The sequence below is a fragment of the Mucilaginibacter straminoryzae genome, from assembly GCF_022953055.1.
GTDB lineage: Bacteria > Bacteroidota > Bacteroidia > Sphingobacteriales > Sphingobacteriaceae > Mucilaginibacter > Mucilaginibacter straminoryzae.
Map to the genome: position 1 here is coordinate 104646 of NZ_JALJEJ010000005.1, position 18771 is coordinate 123416.

Annotated in this window: 22 protein-coding genes; 10 read left to right on the forward strand and 12 right to left on the reverse strand. The window is 46.4% G+C overall.

Annotated features, from left to right (window positions below):
• Positions 1-14: 14 nt before the first annotated feature.
• Positions 15-815: an SDR family oxidoreductase gene (locus MUY27_RS12400; RefSeq protein ID WP_245130347.1), complete on the reverse strand. Its 801-nt coding sequence runs from the start codon at positions 813-815 to the stop codon at positions 15-17.
• Positions 816-967: 152 nt separating this feature from the next.
• Between MUY27_RS12400 and dtd the strand changes: the two genes are divergently transcribed.
• Both dtd and MUY27_RS12410 read left to right on the forward strand, forming a co-directional pair.
• Positions 968-1420, forward strand: a complete 453-nt coding sequence (dtd, locus tag MUY27_RS12405; RefSeq protein ID WP_245130348.1) for a D-aminoacyl-tRNA deacylase — start codon at positions 968-970, stop codon at positions 1418-1420.
• A 5-nt stretch (positions 1421-1425) separates the two neighbouring features.
• Positions 1426-1752 carry a nucleotide pyrophosphohydrolase gene (locus MUY27_RS12410; RefSeq protein ID WP_245130349.1) on the forward strand — a complete coding sequence of 109 codons (327 nt, stop codon included), beginning with the start codon at positions 1426-1428 and terminating at the stop codon, positions 1750-1752.
• A gap of 31 nt (positions 1753-1783) precedes the next feature.
• Here the strand turns inward: MUY27_RS12410 and MUY27_RS12415 are convergent, their stop codons facing one another.
• The 3 genes from MUY27_RS12415 to MUY27_RS12425 all read right to left on the reverse strand — a co-directional run bounded on the left by MUY27_RS12415 (position 1784) and on the right by MUY27_RS12425 (position 3979).
• A complete protein-coding gene (locus MUY27_RS12415) occupies positions 1784-2233 on the reverse strand; it encodes a DoxX family protein (RefSeq protein ID WP_245130350.1) in 450 nt (149 codons plus the stop codon).
• A 68-nt stretch (positions 2234-2301) separates the two neighbouring features.
• A complete protein-coding gene (locus tag MUY27_RS12420; protein ID WP_245130351.1) occupies positions 2302-2877 on the reverse strand; it encodes a Crp/Fnr family transcriptional regulator in 576 nt (191 codons plus the stop codon).
• Positions 2878-2989: 112 nt separating this feature from the next.
• Complete coding sequence (locus tag MUY27_RS12425; protein WP_245130352.1) at positions 2990-3979, reverse strand: LLM class flavin-dependent oxidoreductase; 990 nt, start codon at positions 3977-3979, stop codon at positions 2990-2992.
• Positions 3980-4193: 214 nt separating this feature from the next.
• Here MUY27_RS12425 and MUY27_RS12430 point away from each other — a divergent pair, with 214 nt between their 5' ends.
• From MUY27_RS12430 to MUY27_RS12440, 3 genes are all read left to right on the forward strand, one after another.
• Positions 4194-4649, forward strand: a complete 456-nt coding sequence (locus MUY27_RS12430) for a GNAT family N-acetyltransferase (protein ID WP_245130353.1) — start codon at positions 4194-4196, stop codon at positions 4647-4649.
• Positions 4650-4717: 68 nt separating this feature from the next.
• Entirely contained in the window at positions 4718-5401 is a 684-nt protein-coding gene (locus MUY27_RS12435; RefSeq protein ID WP_245130354.1) for a hypothetical protein, read from the forward strand.
• Between the two features lie 200 nt (positions 5402-5601).
• Positions 5602-6273: a lipid-binding SYLF domain-containing protein gene (locus MUY27_RS12440; protein ID WP_245130355.1), complete on the forward strand. Its 672-nt coding sequence runs from the start codon at positions 5602-5604 to the stop codon at positions 6271-6273.
• Between the two features lie 77 nt (positions 6274-6350).
• Here the strand turns inward: MUY27_RS12440 and MUY27_RS12445 are convergent, their stop codons facing one another.
• Positions 6351-6728, reverse strand: a complete 378-nt coding sequence (locus tag MUY27_RS12445) for an RNA recognition motif domain-containing protein (protein ID WP_245130356.1) — start codon at positions 6726-6728, stop codon at positions 6351-6353.
• Positions 6729-6975: 247 nt separating this feature from the next.
• Between MUY27_RS12445 and MUY27_RS12450 the strand changes: the two genes are divergently transcribed.
• Complete coding sequence (locus MUY27_RS12450) at positions 6976-7425, forward strand: hypothetical protein (RefSeq protein WP_245130357.1); 450 nt, start codon at positions 6976-6978, stop codon at positions 7423-7425.
• A 10-nt stretch (positions 7426-7435) separates the two neighbouring features.
• On the opposite strand, the gene MUY27_RS12455 is transcribed toward MUY27_RS12450, so the two are convergent.
• Both MUY27_RS12455 and MUY27_RS12460 read right to left on the reverse strand, forming a co-directional pair.
• Positions 7436-7927 (reverse strand): hypothetical protein, encoded by a 492-nt coding sequence (locus MUY27_RS12455; RefSeq protein ID WP_245130358.1) that lies wholly within the window; start codon positions 7925-7927, stop codon positions 7436-7438.
• Entirely contained in the window at positions 7928-9100 is a 1173-nt protein-coding gene (locus tag MUY27_RS12460) for a THUMP domain-containing class I SAM-dependent RNA methyltransferase (protein WP_245130359.1), read from the reverse strand.
• Positions 9101-9179: 79 nt separating this feature from the next.
• Between MUY27_RS12460 and MUY27_RS12465 the strand changes: the two genes are divergently transcribed.
• Positions 9180-9539, forward strand: a complete 360-nt coding sequence (locus MUY27_RS12465) for a DUF3127 domain-containing protein (protein ID WP_245130360.1) — start codon at positions 9180-9182, stop codon at positions 9537-9539.
• Between the two features lie 182 nt (positions 9540-9721).
• Here MUY27_RS12465 and MUY27_RS12470 read toward each other — a convergent pair whose 3' ends face one another.
• On the reverse strand, positions 9722-10714 hold the full coding sequence (locus MUY27_RS12470) for a T9SS type A sorting domain-containing protein (RefSeq protein WP_245130361.1): 993 nt from the start codon (positions 10712-10714) through the stop codon (positions 9722-9724).
• A gap of 130 nt (positions 10715-10844) precedes the next feature.
• Here MUY27_RS12470 and MUY27_RS12475 point away from each other — a divergent pair, with 130 nt between their 5' ends.
• Both MUY27_RS12475 and MUY27_RS12480 read left to right on the forward strand, forming a co-directional pair.
• Positions 10845-12707 (forward strand): sensor histidine kinase, encoded by a 1863-nt coding sequence (locus MUY27_RS12475; protein WP_245130362.1) that lies wholly within the window; start codon positions 10845-10847, stop codon positions 12705-12707.
• 9 nt (positions 12708-12716) lie between these two features.
• Entirely contained in the window at positions 12717-13409 is a 693-nt protein-coding gene (locus MUY27_RS12480) for a response regulator transcription factor (protein ID WP_245130363.1), read from the forward strand.
• Here the strand turns inward: MUY27_RS12480 and MUY27_RS12485 are convergent.
• Positions 13406-13726: a hypothetical protein gene (locus MUY27_RS12485; RefSeq protein ID WP_245130364.1), complete on the reverse strand. Its 321-nt coding sequence runs from the start codon at positions 13724-13726 to the stop codon at positions 13406-13408. The two genes, MUY27_RS12480 and MUY27_RS12485, sit on opposite strands and share 4 nt — an antisense overlap.
• 15 nt (positions 13727-13741) lie before the next feature.
• Here MUY27_RS12485 and MUY27_RS12490 point away from each other — a divergent pair, with 15 nt between their 5' ends.
• Entirely contained in the window at positions 13742-15298 is a 1557-nt protein-coding gene (locus tag MUY27_RS12490; protein WP_245130365.1) for a M28 family metallopeptidase, read from the forward strand.
• A 54-nt stretch (positions 15299-15352) separates the two neighbouring features.
• On the opposite strand, the gene MUY27_RS12495 is transcribed toward MUY27_RS12490, so the two are convergent.
• The 3 genes from MUY27_RS12495 to MUY27_RS12505 form a co-directional block, all read right to left on the reverse strand.
• Entirely contained in the window at positions 15353-17506 is a 2154-nt protein-coding gene (locus tag MUY27_RS12495) for a S9 family peptidase (protein WP_245130366.1), read from the reverse strand.
• A 269-nt stretch (positions 17507-17775) separates the two neighbouring features.
• Positions 17776-18381, reverse strand: coding sequence for a lipoprotein signal peptidase (locus MUY27_RS12500; protein WP_245130367.1), 606 nt, complete (start codon positions 18379-18381; stop codon positions 17776-17778).
• Positions 18382-18771: a TraR/DksA family transcriptional regulator gene (locus tag MUY27_RS12505; protein WP_245130368.1), complete on the reverse strand. Its 390-nt coding sequence runs from the start codon at positions 18769-18771 to the stop codon at positions 18382-18384.

Genomic DNA, 18771 nt, shown 5'->3' on the forward strand with positions numbered 1-18771 from the left:
AAATCTTTCTGCTTTTAGCGGCAATGTTCGCCGCCATCGGCATGTATCACTGCGCCGTTGATCCACGCAGCTTCATCGGTACATAAAAGATAAATCACTTTGGCCACATCTGCCGGCTGGGTAATGCGCCCGAAAGGGTTCCGCGCTACCGCCATATCAATCAGTTCGTCATGGCCCGGTATTTTCCGTAAAGAAAAAGTATCTGTAATACCCGCCTGTATCAAATTTGTTTTAATGCCATGTCTGCTGTATTCTACCGCCATGTAAGTGTTCAGGCTTTCCAGCGAAGCTTTGGCTAATGATACCGCGGCATAACCGTTCCAGTATTTGTGCGAACCCTCGCTGGTTAAACCAATTATGCGGGCATCACTATGAAACAATCCTGCGGTAAGCAACAGGTTTGCCCAGTCTAACAAACAGTTAGACATGGCGTAGGTGGTTAGCTGTATATCTTCGGCAGTGAGTGTTTCCCCGGCTTCGCCGGTTAAAGGCTTCAGGTTGCCGCGGGCAATGGCATGCAGCAATAGTTTAACATTGCCCTTTACATCAGCAGCGCCGGAAAGATCGTGCAGAAAGGTTTGCCGCCCCTCTTCGGTTAATGCATTTAGGTTATAGGGCAGGATACGGATATTGTTTTCGGCAGCCAAGGCTTCGAATTTTTGCTTTACAGTTTTATCTGCAACAGCAAACTCGCGGTATACTACGGCCAGGTTCATGCCGTGCTTCGCCAGTTTTTCTGCTGCCGCGAACCCAAAACCGCCAGACCCGCCTAAAATCACCCCCCATAAACCACTGAATTGTAAAGTATTAGTCACCCCGTATTAAGCTTGATCCTGCAGGAAACCACTTCTGCGGTTAATCCTGTATAACAGGTATTTATAAAAAATGCAATCCCAAAGTAACTAAAAGTAAATGGATTTTCAGGTATGTTTTTTACCTAAGCCCGCCGTGCATTACCTTAGCGCACATGAGAGCAGTTTTACAACGGGTAAGCAGTGCATCGTGCACCGTAGACGAAAACGTAACAGGGCAAATTGACCGCGGCTTTGTGGTTTTGCTGGGTATTGAAGAAGCCGATACCCGCGAGGACGTAGAGTGGCTGGCACAGAAGATCGTAAACATGCGTGTATTTAGCGATGAGAACGGGTTGATGAACAAAGCCCTGGCCGATGTAGACGGTAGTATTTTGCTGATCTCGCAATTCACGTTGTTTGCCCAGACCAAAAAAGGGAACCGCCCATCATTTATCCGTGCGGCGAAGCCGCCACATGCCATTCCCCTGTACGAAGAAATGATCCTGGCACTGGAAGCGTTGATGGGTAAAAAGATCGCCACGGGGATTTTTGGCGCGGATATGAAAATTGCCCTGGTGAATGACGGCCCCGTAACCATTATCATTGATACAAAGAATAAAGAGTAAATAGCATGACAATAGAAGAAGCACAGCAGGTAGTAGACCGCTGGATCAATACCACGGGTATCAGGTATTTTAATGAGCTGACCAATACTGCCATCCTCATGGAGGAAGTGGGTGAAGTAGCGCGGATTATGGCCCGGCAATACGGCGAGCAGTCTTTCAAAAAATCTGATCAGGAGGTTAACTTGGCCGATGAAATGGCCGACGTACTGTTTGTGCTGATTTGCCTGGCTAACCAAACCGGCATTAATTTAACAGAGGCGCTGGAGAAAAACCTGGAGAAGAAAAGCATCCGTGATGCAGACCGGCACCGGAATAACGAGAAGCTAAAATAATTCTTTGCGACCGCAGCTAATCGGGGCTTGATCAGGCAAGGCAGCTCAGATACGTCCAGATGATAAACAGCAGTTGCAACGGAACCCGGAACCACAAATAACGCAAACCCGGGCCATCACTCGTGCCTTTTTGATAATCAATACCCCTTATCGCTGCGGAGATGTTTGCGGGTAAGATCAGGATAAAAAATACAATGAGCAGCCAGCCGGTAAGTGTGGTGAACCCGGGGATTACTAAACCGATAGCGGCAGCTATTTCAATCACACCGGTAATGTAGACGATGGTAGTTCTGAAAGGAACTGAAGCTGGCAACATCATGGCCATTCCCTTCCCGAAAGAAAAATGCCCGATGGCGGTAAATACCAGCATCGCTGCCATAGCGATGCGCGCCGCTAAAGCAAGATTACAATCGCCAAAGCCAATCCTCAATACCAGGAGGGCTAACACAAATACGCTGATGAGGACAATTAACGGTTTCATGTCTTTTTTCGACAAAAATCAGCATAAGCCAGGATGTGGGCAATGAACCTGGGTTAACAAATGATAGGTTAGCGTTTATGTGCAACGCGTTTTCTTAACCTGCTTAAAGCTTGCGGAGTAATGCCAATGTATGAGGCCAGGTATTTGAGCGGTATTTCTTTGATCAGCTTTGGCTGGCGGGTAAACAAATTAAGATAGCGCTGCTCTGCGGTTTCGCTTAGCAATGATAGCTCCCTGGCAGACTTTTTCAGAAAAAGGTCTTCCCCTGCCAGCCGACCTATGCACTGGCCTATTTCGGTATCCTTATAGATGAGCTGCAAGTCATCATAAGAAAGCCGCCACAACGTAGTAGCCGTTAAGGTTTCGATATGGTAATTGGATTGCAACCGGGTTAGAAAAGAATCATAGCCGCTTACAAAGTTGTTTTCAAAGGCGAAAGAAAACGTCAGCTCTTTGTCTTCGTAAGGGATGTAAAAACGCACCACGCCCGATTCGATAAAGGAAAGATATTGCTCTGTTTGGCCGGCCCGCAATACCAGTTGTTTCTTTTTAAACTGTTGCTGAAAAAGCCGGGAAGAGAACAACCGCCAGTCGGAATCGCTCATCGAAACCATGTTTTCAAAATAACGGCGAATTTGTTCCATCGGCTATAACGTAAAGACATCGGCTAATTTCTCGATAAAAGTCAGATTAGCCGATTATCTCTGATTCCAAATATCGTTCGCTAAGCAACGGAAAACAAGCACTGCGCGATGGTTATCCGTTCAACGCTTCTGCAACCAGCCTGTATGATTTTAAACGTGCCTGGTGATCATAGATATGTGAAGTGATCATGATTTCATCTACACCTGTTTTGTCGATAAACTCGTGTAGCTGCTTTTTAACTGTCTGCTGGCTGCCCACAAAAGAATACTTTAACATTTGCATTGCTGCGGCGCTTTCCTGGTAACTCCACACGCTTTCCATGCTGTCAACAGGCGGCGGTAATAACTGCCTTTGCCCTGTCACAATTCCGCGGAACATCTGCTGTAGGGAGGTGTATAACCGGCGCGCTTCTTCGTCTGTATCTGCCGCAACCACGTTTACGCAGGATAGTACGTAGGGTTTATCAAGGTAGGCAGAAGGCTTAAAGTTTTCGCGATACAAAGTGATAGCCTGTAAAAAGTGGGTAGGCGCGAAATGGCTGGCAAACGCGTAAGGTAAGCCCTTTGCTGATGCCAGTACCGCGCTATCCGGACTTGAGCCCAGTATCCAGATGGGAATATCCAGTCCTTCGCCTGGTATGGCGCTAACGCCATTCGGATGGTCCCCTTTAAAATAATGCTCCAATGCTGCTACATCCTGCGGGAAGTGAAACGCGGCATTCATATTTTCGCCCCTGATGGCATATGCAGTAGTCTGGTCGGTTCCTGGCGCCCTGCCCAAACCCAGATCGATGCGGCCCGGATATAAGGTTTCTAAAGTACCAAACTGCTCTGCCACTACTAAAGGAGAGTGATTCGGCAGCATAATCCCGCCCGAGCCTACGCGTATGGTTTTTGTCTGGCCGGCTATTTGGCCAATCAGTAAAACGGTTGCCGAGCTGGCAACATTAATCATATTATGATGTTCGGCAAACCAATAGCGTTTGTAGCCCAGTTGTTCTGCCTGTTGTGCATTTTCCACGCTATTGCGAAAAGTATCTGCAATGGTGTGGTGCTGAACTACGGTAGCAAGGTCTAATACCGAGTAAGTGATAGCATTCATGTTGCAAAGGTAGGCACGTTGTCAATGCCAACCCATTCGTACCGGGTCTTTTGACTTTGTTTAAACAAATGGAAATTAGTTAGGGGTTATTAAATTTTCTGCATGACGTTGCTTGCCGTCGGTTTTGTTATTGAAAGCATGGACGCTGCTTAATATTTTTGAATAATAATTCAAAAGGAAGCAACTCGCCCGCTTAACGGGTTATATTTGTAAAATGGATCATAGTTACAAGGTAAAGTCGTTCGACCAGTTGAGTGTGACAGAGCTTTACGAACTGCTGCGGTTAAGGAGCGAAATTTTTGTAGTGGAGCAGAACTGTGTTTTCCTGGATATGGATAATAAAGACCAGCAATGCCAGCACGTATTGTTGTTCGCCGATGGGAAGCTGGCCGCTTATGCAAGGCTTGTTCCGGCGGGTTTATCTTTTAAAGAAGTGTCTATCGGCCGTGTAATTACATCGCCGCGTTTTAGGGGTACCGGCCTCGGGCGGAAAGTAATGCAGATTGCGATTGAGTATTGCGAAGACCATTTTGGCAAACGCCCTATCCGTATTGGTGCGCAATGCTACGCAACGCCCTTCTATCGTTCGTTAGGTTTTGTTGAGGATGGCGAGGTGTATGACGAGGACGGTATCGATCATGTGGAAATGCTTCGTCCGGCAGGATTATAGCCGATATTTCATTTCAGAAAAAACATACAGGTTGTAACAATTTGATTGCTAGACACGTCTATAGTGGCATGAAAAAGAACCTATACCTGTTATTACTCATCCTGGCCGGTGCTTTGGCCGGGTGTAAGAAAGATAGCCAGCCTGTCCAGAACGAAAAAGTTAAAAAGATAGAAGTAGAAATACCGTCTGACCCTACAGGCGGACAGCAACCTGTAGCGGGTGTGCCGCAAACACCGGGTAACCCGGATATTACCAGCCGGACGCTAAATTTAACGGTGGGGTACAGTAAGCCGGTTTTCCTGGATGCCAATAACGACGGCACGAGCGACTTTACCTTTACTACCGTACTGGTAATGCACGACGATAAAAGCCACCTTTATTTCTTCGCCAATCCTAACACCCGGACCGAAAGTAAAGTGCTGTTACAGCAGGGAACAGAGCTTAAAGTAAACGGCCTGTGGGCGTACCCTTTTAATCAGGACGATGCTATTGCCCCTAACACCACCTTAAATAACGACTGGAACGAGTTTGGAGTAAAGCCCGTTTTGCTTGCTATCGACGATGATAAAACGGTGAACGGCCTGTGGAAGTATAAGAGCGATAAGTACCTGGGTATCCGCTTGAAAATTAATGGGAACTTCCATTATGGCTGGGTGAAAATTAGCCATCAGCAAGGCAGCGAAGAAATGCAGATCACAGAGTTTGCCTATCAGACCAAATCGGGGCAAGCCATCAAAGCCGGGGAAAAATAATAGAAGATGAGCATTTGGTTACAGGCGCCGCAAAGGCGCCTTTTTTGTGGATTTAATATCCCCTTACTGATCTGTGTTGATGCCGCTATAAATATTAAATAGGCTATTACGTAAAATATGGCAAAGGAAAATAATAAAAACCGCCGCCAAACGTACCTGTTACTAAACGTATAAATGCGTTTAATATAAATAATCAACTTATGAAAACTTTAAAAGCATGGTTGGTACCGGCAGTTTTAAGCCTGTTTGTGGTACTTACTTCAGCGACAGATGCGGGCAAAGAGCAGGAGCGCATTCAAAAAGCGACTGTTGTATTGCAAGATTTTAAACAAATGAAAGAAACTATCCCTTCAGAGCTGATGCAGCAGGCAGAAGGTATTGTGGTGATCCCGAAACTGATTAACGCAGGCTTTGCTATCGGCGGTAAACGCGGCAGGGGTGTTGCCTTAGTGAAATTGGCCAATGGCGAATGGAGCAACCCTGTATTTGTGACCTTAACAGGCGGCAGCTTTGGTTTTCAGATAGGTGTACAGGCGGTGGACCTGGTGTTGGTGTTTAAACACCGCGGCGTATTAACCAAAGTTGAAAACGGTGATTTCACCATCGGCGGTGATATTTCCGCAGCAGCGGGCCCTGTAGGCAGAAGCTCATCAGCCAGTACAGATTATAAACTGGATGCCGAAGTGTATTCGTATTCGCGCAGCAAAGGCTTATTTGCAGGCATTACCATCAGCGGATCGAATATCGGTATAGATAAAACCTCCAACGCAAACTTCTACGGTTCATCAGCCACTTCGCAATCAATTTTTGCAAACGGCAAAAGCACCTCTGCAGATGTAACCAGTTTAAAACAGGCCATTGCAGCAATGTAAAAGGCTTAGGTTGATAAATACTTTTTAACAAAAAAACAGCAGCCTTTAAATGGGGCTGCTGTTATATTTTGATAGTATTAGTAACGATTTCCTCTTTGGCCACCGCCGCCGCCGTAACCGCCAGAGTTTCTGCTGCCACCAGCACCACCGCCACGGTTAAAGCCGCCACCACGGTTGCCGCCGCCAAAACCACCACCGGTTCTGTTACCAGAAGGTTTGCGATCTTCTGCCTGGCTTACCGCAATTGCTCTGCCGCTAACCTGCATACCGTTCAGGCCTTCAATTGCTTTCTGGCCTTCTTCGTCGTCCATTTCAACAAATCCAAAGCCTTTGCTTTTGCCGGTTTCGCGGTCCATAATTAATTTAGCCGAGCTTACTTCTCCGTAAGCTTCAAATAATTCTCTTAAATGCTCTTCCCTTAAATTGAAAGGGAGACTTGCTACAAAAATGTTCATTAATAAAAATTTAAAATAGATGTACGGCTGTGGCCAGCAATTTAACTGCGTATAAATTAACCGGGGGTTGCTTAATCTTCTGCAATATATATAATCTCGGTTAACTTACTATTAAAAAGGCAAATAATTTTTTGATACCCAATTGTTTTTACTCCCACCCCACATGTAACTTTTTTATTTCAAACAAAAATAAGTTATAACCTATCTTCCTGAAGCGGGTTAATAACAGTGAACAATAACAAAATCAATGGCTGAACAGGAAGCTCAATTGTCAGAAATTTACAGGGTAAGCAGGGCACAGATAGAACATCATGACAATGCCGTTAACCAGCGTGTGATCTGGTTATCTATCGGCCAATCCTTCTTTTTTAACGTATATGCCATGCTGGTAACGGCGAAAGCACCTTCGCCGGAGTTGATGAACAAGCAGAAAATGCTGGCAGTAATATTTCCCGTGGCTGCGTTGCTGGTAGCGATATTCACCCTGGTTGACGTACTTGCGGGTTTATTTTACATCCGCAAGCTGCGCTGGAACTATAAGAATCAAACCGATGGCAGTTCTGGCGAAGGCATGTTCCCGATGATCAACGGCACAAAGTGGGACAGGCGCTTTCAGCGGATTTCGCCTATTGCCATTCCCGTGATCTTTATCATTACGTGGATCTACCTCCTGATGTTCGATTACAAGTTAACTTAATGGATCTTGCTTAGGCAGCAGGATCATACGTTAAAGTAACGGTAGGCAGCATTGTGGCGCTTTCCATCGGGATTTGGTTATGGGTTACCAGCGGCGAACGTTTGGTATAAAAAGCCATAAACTTCTTGCTGTTTGCGGCATTCAGCGGTTGCTGGAAACCGATATTCACGGTAAGGATAAAATCGTGCAGTTTTTCATCAGATGGAATAATCCATTTTTTGTCGGTTTGCTGCAAGAGTGTCGCGGCGTTCTGCGCCAGGATGACGTCATCAGCATAGTACACCACAATTTTCTTAACAGCGCCTTTCGGATCCACTGTAAACTTCAAAATCACCAAGCCGGAAGCAGACTGGTTTTTAACATCTGCCGATGGCTGAAAATTGGTTTTAAAAAAATCCAGCATCGGCTGCTGCCCGCCCTGGAAAGGGAAAATGGCTTGTTTCTGCGCAAATACGTTCGCTGTAAACAGCATTACAGCGGCAATTAATAAAAGCTTCTTCATTTAAGTAGTTTTTGGCTCGCGTTTGCTACCGTCGTAAATATCATACTCCAGTAACCGGCAATCGAGCTTGCCGTTATAAAATTCTATTCGCCGTTTTGCCGCCAGTCCGATTTTTTTTGCCAGGTCAGGGTTTCCCGTAAAAACATAACCTTTATAGCCCTTGCATTTCTGTTTCAGAAAATCGCCAATTCGGGCATAGGTTGCTTCCAATTTAGAGTGGGTTCCCAAACGTTCGCCATATTCGGGGTTGAACATCACAACGCCCGGCGCATCTGGTACGGCAGTTTCAGCAAAGTCACAAACAGCAAAATCAATTAAATGTTCTACGCCAGCTGTTCTTGCATTTTTACGTGCAATATCCACGGCATCTTCTGACAGGTCCGTGGCGATAATTTTAAAATCAATGTTTTTAACAGCCTTATCTTTCAGGGCGCGGCGTTCGTTAAAAAATACCTGCTCGTTGTACCCTAACAGGTGCATAAAGGCGTAGTTCATCCTGAAAAAGCCAGGGCTTTTATCGGTTGCCAGCAGCGCAGCTTCGATAGCCAAGGTACCGGAACCGCACATGGGGTTGATGAATGTGCTTTTCTTATCCCAACCTGTCGACATGATGGTTGATGCTGCCAAGGCTTCTAACATCGGCGCCTTACCGGGGATTTTACGGTAGCTATGCTTGGCCAGTGTTTCGCCTGCGGTATCAATAAAAATTTCGGCACGGTCATCCTGCCAGTACAGGTGCAGCACCACTTTATTCAGCTCGGGGCCAGAATTTGGGCGGATGCCTTTTTTGGCCTTGATGCGGTCTACCACCGCATCTTTAACTTTTACGTTGGCAAACAGCGGTGTGCGGATATGTTCGTTATTGACGTTAGAGGTGATGGAAAAATAACCCGAAAAATCAATCAGGTCTTCCCATTCTATCTCTACCAGGCGGTCATACAATTCCTGCGGGTCTGCCGCTTTAAAGCTTTTCAAATGATAGAGCACCTGGCTTGCACAACGCAGGTTAAGGTTCAGCGTTATGCAATTGTTCACGGTTCCAACCAACTCTACCCCGGTAGAAAAACTACGGGTAATATCAAAGCCCAGCGCTTCCACTTCCTGCTGTAAATAAGGCGATAAGCGCTTATTGCAGGTGATTATTATTTTACTTTCTGTTTGAAAAACTTGCATCAGAGAGGCGAATTTATGAATTAAAATCCTATGGATTTAATTTGTTAAACATTAACTTTACACTTTAAACACTTGATCCATGGATATTAAAGGCAAAGTACACGAAGTGTCAGCTACCCAACAGGTTACCGACACCCTGAAGAAGAGAGAACTTATATTGGAATATATCGAGAATCCGCAATACCCTGAGTATATCAAATTTGAAGCCATTCAGGACCGTTGCAACCTGTTAGATAACGTGAAAGTGGGCGATAACGTAGAAGTTTCTTTCAACCTGAAAGGCCGCCCATGGACAGATAAAACAGGTAAAAAAACATACTTCAACTCGTTGCAGTTATGGAAAATCAACGTGCAGAACGGCGGTGCAGCAAGCACACCAGAGTACGCGCCACCGGTTGACCTAAGCGCTGCACCTGACGATGACGATCTGCCGTTCTAATTAGAGAAGCAAGAGACAAGAAGCAAGAAACAAGATTGCTTCCCGGATAAACAATAAAGGCATTTGATACTTCAAATGCCTTTATTGTTTACTAACTGTTTAATCCTTTATTCAAATCAGGATTTATAGTTGCATTTTCTTGTCTCTTGTTTCTTGCTTCTTGTCTCTTGCTTCTATCCTGATCAGTCTTCCTTAATGATTTCTTTTATAGCCAATTTACCGCCCTGTTTAACTTTAAGGTAGTAAATGCCATTCAGCGGTAATGCAAAGGTTTTATTAAAGCTTGCGCCGGCAGCTTTTTCTTCCCAAAGGGGTTTACCCTCGCTGTCTGTCATTGCTACAGTGGCAGCTCCTTTTGCAGGCAGTGCAAACATCAGGGTAGTTTTTCCGCTGGTGAAATCAGGCACAAGTTTCAGATCGGTAATATTTAATTCGGCTTTTTCCACACCGGCTACTCTCTTCAGTCGTTGTCCGGCTACTTCGTTTACACGGTAGCTAATGCGTGTGGTGATGCCGCTGCCATCGGTGTTTTCAAAGGTGAAATTCTGCGAGTTGCGGCGGGCAAAACCACCCATTCTGCCGCCACGAAGCCTGTCTGAAAACATTTCGCGGTGTTCGGGAACACTAAAGAAATCGTCCCCGTGTGGTCTTGGCGGTTGAATTGTTTCCTGGAAACTATAAACTCTTACGCTATCGGTTTTAACTCCCGAATCCATTGCAACGGCAGAGTCAACCAGCACATCGCCTTTCCGTCTGATAATAATTTGATTGTTACCCGGCCCGATTCTTCTCACATGCAGTTCCCCGTTCAATGGCGCAGGGCCGTGGTCTTCAGCCATTACCCATTCGTCACCGCGTTTTTCAATACGTACTTCATCGTTCAGGTTGTTTAGGTCGCGGGGTTCCCGGTTTTCAAAAGGGCGTAACCCTGGTCGAACGCGCATGCCTCGGGGAGCAGAAATGCGGTTAATATCTTCCTGTGCCTGTCTGCGCTGCTGAGGGTCCAGCTCTTTAATATTTTTGCCGTTAATAACGGTATCACCATTGCTGATCCTGATATCCAGGTTGCGGGTTCCCTGCGCCATCACTATCGACGGCAGGATAAATATGGCTGCAACACCCAATGCAAACAGCAATTCAAAGCCTGCCGCACCGGTAAATTTCCTGTTGTTCATAACGTTTTAAGTTTATAGTTCAAAAGTAGCAATACACTAAACTACAATGTATTACAATCTGCGTTAAAAAATGTTAAAAATTGTTAAAGGATAGGGCTTCCGGGTTATTTGAAATATTTTTGTTACTGCAATGAAGAAAAAGAGCATAGGGCTGATCATCGGGTTGATGGGTTTTGCACTGACGGGCGTACTGGCTATGCAGTTATATTTCCTCAGCCAGTCGTACAATATGCAGTCAAAGCTTTTTGACCGTACTGTTAACGAAGCGCTGAATAACGTGGTAAATAAAGTTGCCCGTGTGGATGCGATCAACTTTTTGAATGAGAAAGTTAGAACCAACAGCGAAAACGATATCAAGAAAAGCAATTACCGGCTAATTGTTAAAAGTATACACCGCAGCACATTGGGCAGCAGCGACAGTTTCGCTTCGCGACTAACCAGCGCGGACGATAGCTCGCGGATTAGAAAGCGGCAGTCTGAACACCAGCGCAAAATAGCCATGCTGCGCGACAGCCTTCGACGCATTATTATGCGGAACAAGATGGACGACGAGCTGTTTGCCCTGGCCCAAGAAGGTACGGTAAACTACCGCATCCGCCTGGAAGAGTTTACAGACGAATTCGGCATTGTACACCAGCGCCTGACGCCCGAGATCGTTAACGTTCCCTCGCAGCGCATGATGGCGAAGCGCAAGCAAAAGCTGTCTAAATTTGATACCATCCGGTATGAATATTTCGACCCGCAATTTGGTCGTCAAACCATCACCATCCCGCAGATCAACCCGCTTTGGCAGCGCGAGCAGGCACGCCGTGAAAAGGAAAAGCAGATACGGGCTGTAAAGCGCATTTTGCAGACAGATTCTTTAGAAAACCTGAAACAGGGCCATCAGAAGCAGGACGTGATCATGAAGATCGCCGAGGAATATCAGCGCTCGGGAAAGCCGCTCACCAAGCGGATCGATTCGGCCTGGATAGATTCTGTACTGCGCTTCGAACTGCGCAACAAAGGGATCGACCTGCCTTTCAGCTACCAGATCACCACGGCCAACAATGATTCGCTGATCTTTTCACGTGCGCTCAATTATGGCGAAAAACCGCAGTTCTTGCCTGCAAATACCTACGAGACAGCAATTTTTGGGAAAGAGGTAATGAATGACCCTGGGAAGATCCGCATTGCTTTCCCTCAAAAAAACTCTTTTCTTTTAAGCCGGATGACCGCCACCATGGCTACCAGCGGCGGGCTGATGTTTATCCTGGTATTTTGTTTCGGGTACACCATTATGTCTATCCTGAAACAGAAGAAGATTTCAGAGATGAAAACGGATTTCATCAACAACATGACGCACGAGTTTAAAACACCGGTATCTACCATCATGATTGCCAGTGAAGCCCTTCGCGACGAGGAAATTGCGCATGACACCAATCGTGTTACCAAGCTGGCTAATATTATTTACGAGGAAAACGCCCGCCTTGGGAACCATATCGAACGCGTGTTAAATATTGCCCGGATAGAAAAAGACGACTTTAAGCTGGATGTTAAGCCGATAGATGTGAACGATACCATTGCGATGGTGCTGGATAGTATGGAGCTGAAACTGCAGAAGTACAACGCCCATACCGAGCTGCATTTAGATGCAGAACAGGTAATGGTAAATGCAGACGAACTTCATTTTTCTAACGTGTTGTACAACCTGGTAGATAACGCCTTGAAATATAGCCGTAATGAACCTAAAATTACCATTAGTACGTTAAACCGCAGTGGCCAACTGGTTATCCTGGTAGCAGATGAGGGTATAGGCATGACGCGCGACCAGCAAACCAAAATATTTGAGCAATTTTACCGCGTGCCTACCGGTAACCTGCACGATGTAAAAGGCTTTGGTTTGGGCCTTAGCTATGTAAACAACATTGTGAAGCGTCTTGACGGAACTATTACCGTACGTTCTGAAAAAGATAAAGGCTCTGAGTTTGAACTTAAATTTCCGCTTGCCTGATTTTAGCTTATGAAAAAAATATTATTGGTTGAAGACGATCCGAACCTGGGGCTGTTATTGCAAGACTACCTGCAGCTGAAAGGCAAGTTTGACGTGGTTTTATGTAAAGACGGAGACGAGGGGCTGCGCGCCTTTACAAAGGATAACTTCGAGCTGATTATCCTTGACGTGATGATGCCGAAAAAGGATGGCTTTACGTTGGGAAAAGAGATCAGGAAGATGAACGGCCAGGTGCCGATTATTTTTGCAACCGCAAAGGGCATGATCGAAGATAAGACGCAAGCCTTCAACCTTGGCGGCGACGACTATATTACCAAACCATTCCGGATAGAAGAACTATTGCTGCGGATTAATGCCTTATTGCGCCGTGCGGCGGGTACCGAGCCACGGGAAGAGAACCGGCAGACTACATTCAACATCGGCAAATACCAGTTTGATTACACACAGCAAATGATCAGTACCGGCGATCATCAGCAAAAATTATCGACCAAAGAAGCCGAACTATTACGCCTGCTATGCCTGCACAAAAACGAGGTGCTTACCCGCGAAGAAGCGCTGCTGAACATCTGGCATGATGATAATTATTTCAACGGCCGTAGTATGGATGTTTTTTTAAGTAAGATAAGGAAGTACCTGAAAGAAGACTCGTCGGTGGAGATCATCAACGTGCACGGCAGGGGCTACAAGCTGCTGGTGAATTAGATCAGGTTTTGAAGGTCGTCCCGATTGCGGCTGCGAACTGAAAATTTAGTACGATCTAACCTTGGCGGCGAATTTTGCGGATAATTGAAGGCAACACTATTAAGATAATTGGCTATTTCTAACCTCTTCTCTACGCTTAAATTCTTATAATAATGTGCGTGATCTGCTGCCTGTTCGGCAGTCTGCGCCTTAAAAGCAGTTCGATCCATCTTTTCTACACCCATATTCAAAAGTAAAGAAAACCATTTACTTGTAACATATTTGTTAAAGCCCGGCGTTACCGTTTTGCCCGGCAAATCAATAAGTTTGTTTATCAACTTTAAACAAACGAAATGAAAAAAACTTTACTTTTCACAGCTTTGATGGCATCATCAACTTTGTCTGCTGTTTTTGCACAGGAAACAGTAGACCAGGCAATGGTGCAAAAGATCCGCGAGGAGGGCCTGAACCACTCGCAGGTTATGAAAACCGCATTTTACCTCACAGACGTATCCGGTCCGCGTTTGTCCGGCTCACCGGAGCTGCGCCACGCACAGGAATGGGCTATGGGGCAGCTAAAAACCCAGGGGTTCAGTAACGTAGCGTTGGAGCCATGGGGGAAATTCGGCCGGGGATGGCAGGTGCAAAAGAACTATGCCGCCATTACTGTTCCTTATTACCACGCCATCATTGCCATCCCTAAAGCATGGACCCCTTCTACCGCCGGGCCAATTAAAGGCGACGTGGTTTTAATTAAGGCAGATACCATCACCGACCTTGACCAGTATAAAGGCAAGCTGGCGGGCAAGATCGTCATCACAGATACTAAAAATACATTAACCCGCAGCACCACGCCGGATCTAAAGCGCTATACCGATGAGGAACTGGCCAAAATGGCCGAAGAGCAGCCTGCTACCGAACGCAGGGGAAATCGCGGTAACAGTCCGCAAATGGCTGCTTTTATGCGGTTAAGAGCCCTTCGCCAGGCTTTAAGTGAGTTCTTCATAACTGAAAAAGTGGGGTTGGTACTTAGCCAGGGCCGCGGTACAGATGGTACGGTATTTACCACCAATGGCGCCTCTTACGCCACCGATGCCAAACCTGTTACACCAGAGTTGGAAACCAGCGGTGAAGATTATTTACGTATTGTACGCCTGCTCCGCGGTGGTATCAACGTACAGATGGAAGCTGACGTGCAGACTAAGTTCTATGACAATGATCTGCAGGGTTATGATGTAGTAGCAGAAATACCCGGAACGGACAGAAAACTGAAAGACCAGGTGGTGATTATCGGCGCGCACTTTGATTCGTGGCATGCTGCAACCGGTGCAACAGATAATGCGGCTGGTAGTGCCGTGATGATGGAAGCTATGCGCATTCTGAAAACAGTTGGATTTAAACCTAAACGTACTATCCGTTTAGTGCTATGGACTTCGGAAGAACAAGGCTTGTTTGGTTCACGCGGGTATGTAGCCAACCATTTCGGCGACCCGAAAACCATGCAGCTAAAACCAGAGCAGGCTAAAGTTTCTGCCTATTATAACCTGGATAATGGCACCGGTAAGATCCGTGGGGTTTATATGCAGGGCAACAAAGGTGTAGAGCCGATCTTTAAAGCCTGGTTAGAACCGTTTAAAGACTTAGGCGCTACAACGCTTACCATCAGCAATACCGGCGGTACAGACCACCTTTCTTTTGACGCTGTTGGTATCCCGGGCTTCCAGTTTATACAAGACCCGATGGATTACGGGACCCGTACCCACCACAGTAACCAGGATACGTATGACCGCCTGGTAGAAGATGACCTGAAGCAATCAGCAACCATTGTTGCCTCATTTGTTTACCATACTTCGCAACGCCCGGAAATGCTGCCCCGTAAAGAGCTGCCTAAGCCGACGGCTGCTAACTAATTGAACTTATCAAAAAAGGCTGCTCCTTTAATATAGGGGGCAGCCTTTTGTTTTTTAGTGCTTGATATACCTTTCGAAGAATTCGTAAATACGTAACATCTGGTCTATCCGTTGGTGCACGTTTCCGGATCGAACCAGTTCATGCGTAGCATAGGGGTGCTGCACATATTCTACTGGTCTGTTCAATACTTTTAATGCCTTGTACATCATCTCGCCCTGCACAATACCGGTACGCAGGTCTGTTTCACCATGCAACATCAGGTAGGGCGTAGTAATCTGGTTGACGTAAGTAAACGGCGATTCGCGCGCCAGTATGGGTTTAACGTTTTCTTCCCATGGATAACCGCCGAAATACATAGGTACCAGCGGCCAGGCATTGCCTTCGCCAAAGAAGGTAGTGAGATCATACACACCGCGCTGTGAAGAGATTGCTGCAAAACGTTTGGTGTGCCCGGCGAGCCATGCCGTTAAATAACCCGCGTAGGAACCCCCTGTTGCTACGGTACGGTTGGCATCGCCCCAACCTTCTGCCAGGGCACCGTCTAAAGCTGCCAAAACATCTTCAGTTGGTCCGCTGCCCCAATCCTGGTAGTTGGCCTTCATAAAATCTAAGCCATAGCCGCCGGAACCCCGCGGATTAGAATATACTACACCATAACCCTGCGCGCAGAAAAACTGGTATTCGTGCCACATGCTGGCTTCGCCCGGTCCCCACATTGCGGTTGGGCCACCATGGATTTGCAGCATCACCGGGTATTTTTTGTTCGGGTCGAAGTTTGTCGGCTTCATCACCCAATACTCTACCTTTAAGCCCTTGCTGTTGGTATAGTATTTCTTTTCGGGGAAGCTTAATTTCTTGTCTTTGATCCAGTCGTGATTAAATGAAGTTAACCGAAGCGCGTGCTTATTGCTAAGGTCGGCAGTGTATAATTCGAAAGGATCGGCAACCTCTGTTTTGATGTAAGTGATCCTGTTCTTGCCAACGCTCAGGCTGCTCAGGCCCTCGTCATAAGTAGCCAGTTGTTCTGGTTTCAGATTGGCTAAACTTACCCTGTAAACCGGGATGCCACCGTTAGACTGCGCCGTGAAATACAAGTATTTGCTGTCTTTAGACCATACCGCCTGGGTAACTACGCGATCAATCGGTACGATAACTTTCTTTGAAGGATTCTGAAAATCGTAGATCACTAACTTTCCAAAGCCGATGGTCAAGGGTTTGCTGATCTGGTAAAACAGGTACCGCCCATCTGGTGAAACTTCGCCATTGCTCAGATCCATTCCGGCTTCGCTAAGCAGCGTTTTAGGTATGCCACCTGTTACCGGGATGGTGTAGATACTTCCGCCGCGTTCCCTATCCGGGTTGGCCAGGGTATCGGCATCCGAGCTGAAGATGATGTTCTTCCCGTCTGGTGTAAACGTAGCGCCGTTATAATTGTGGAAGCCATACGTAAGCGGAACAGATTTGGCCCCTGCTTGTGCATCGCAAATAAAATAGTGGTTAAAATAATATTCCGGTTCGGTAGTGGCCTCCCCTTCGAAATTTAGTTTGTTGAATACTTTTACTACGCGTGGTTCTGTTTCATCCTGGTTAAGATAAGCCCGCACCTGATCCATTGATCCGTTCGGATCGGCTTTGGCTTTTGATTGCGGTAAATTGGTTTGAAAGCCCGGCTTTTCCAATGGCCATGCGGGTACTTTAGCGCCGGGGTTTAGCACCGAATCTTTCAGCATGTCGTTGTAACTTACACCAGCCGAATACAGGATCTTTTTGCCATCCGGCGACCATACCGGCGAACTTGCACCGCGCGGGTTATTGGTTACCTGTACAGGCTCGCCGCCTTTTAAAGAAAGCAAGAACAACTGCGACTGTGTTTTCACCACTCGTACAAATACCAGCTGGCTATCATCCGGCGACCATACCGCCTGGCTGCTGTTAGCCGCATCTGTAGTGATGGGCCTTGCGGGGGTACTACCATCTGCAGGTACCAGCCAGATACGGGTTTTATAGGTGAATTCTTTTTTGTTGTTCTCGTCCGGAACGATGTACTTTATTGTAAATACCACCTGTTTGCCATCATGAGAAAGCGTGGCAGTGCCGAGTTGCTGGATGCGGGTAAGGTCGGTAACGGTTACGGGCTGTGTGCCATTCTGGGCCTTTACAGTAGCTAAGCCAAAGGCCAGTGAAAATAGCAGTAGGAGTTTTTTCATTCGAAAGGGTGTTGGTGCTTAAATATAGGTGAAAAGTGTAGAAGGTTAAGGTATCATCCATGATTTTGTCGTTCAGAGCGAAGCGAAGAATCTGTACAGTAGTAGTTTTATACTATTAAAGTTGCAACAATCTCTACTTGTAATTATTTAAAGCAAGTTTACAGATTCGTCGCTTCGCTCTGAATGACAACCCTGATTGAAAAATCACTCAATTAAAAAAGCCATCCTTTTTAGGGGATGGCTTCGTATATGTTCTTCAAGAATTCAGCTTATTCTTCAACCACTTCGCTATGCGGGCTGCTTACTTCTTCGTGCGGTTGTTTAAAGTAGCGTTTCTGGTAAACCAGGATCATGATCACGCCGATGGATATGGCTGCATCTGCCACGTTAAATATTGGCCGGAAAAATTCAAAATCCTGCCCGGCCCAGAACGGCATCCATGATGGGAATACCCCGCGGATCAGCGGGAAGTAAAACATATCTACCACACGGCCCTGAAACACCGGCGCATAGCCGTAGATCATGCCGTAGAAAGTAGAGTCGATGATGTTTCCCAGCGCACCTGCGAAGATCAGCGCCATATTCATGATCAGCCCCCGGTGATACTTATGCTTGATCAGGTGCAGCAGGCCGTAACCTATACCGGCAACAGCACCGATGCGGAACAGGGTGAGGGCCAGTTTGCCCCACTCGCCGCCCAGTTCCCAGCCGAAGGCCATCCCGTTATTTTCGGTGTACAACAGCATCCCGCGTGTGCCTAAAAATTGGATACGCTCGCCCAGGTACATGTGCGAATGCACCCATGTTTTTACCACCTGGTCTACAATAATAATGGCTGCCGCCGCAAAAAAAGGTTTAGTATAAGCTGCCTTCATTTAGTATTGCTTCAGTTTAGCTTCCATACTTAAAGTAGTATGCGGAACTGCTCTTAAGCGCTCTTTCTGGATCAGCTTACCGGTTTCGCGGCAAACGCCATAAGTTTTATTTTCTATACGTACCAAAGCAGCTTCCAGCTGTTCGATGAATTTTTTCTGACGTGCAGCCAATTGATTAATCTGCTCTTTTTCTAAAGTGGCAGAACCATCTTCCAAAGTTTTATAAGTACCGGCAGTATCGTCTGTGCCGTTTAAGTTCGGGTTACTTAATGATGACGCCAGCGCATTCAGTTCTTCACGGGCACCTCTTACTTTTTCCAGGATAATTTCTTTGAATTCCTGTAATTCAGCGTCAGAATATCTGGTTTTTTCTGGTTGTTCTGATTTCAT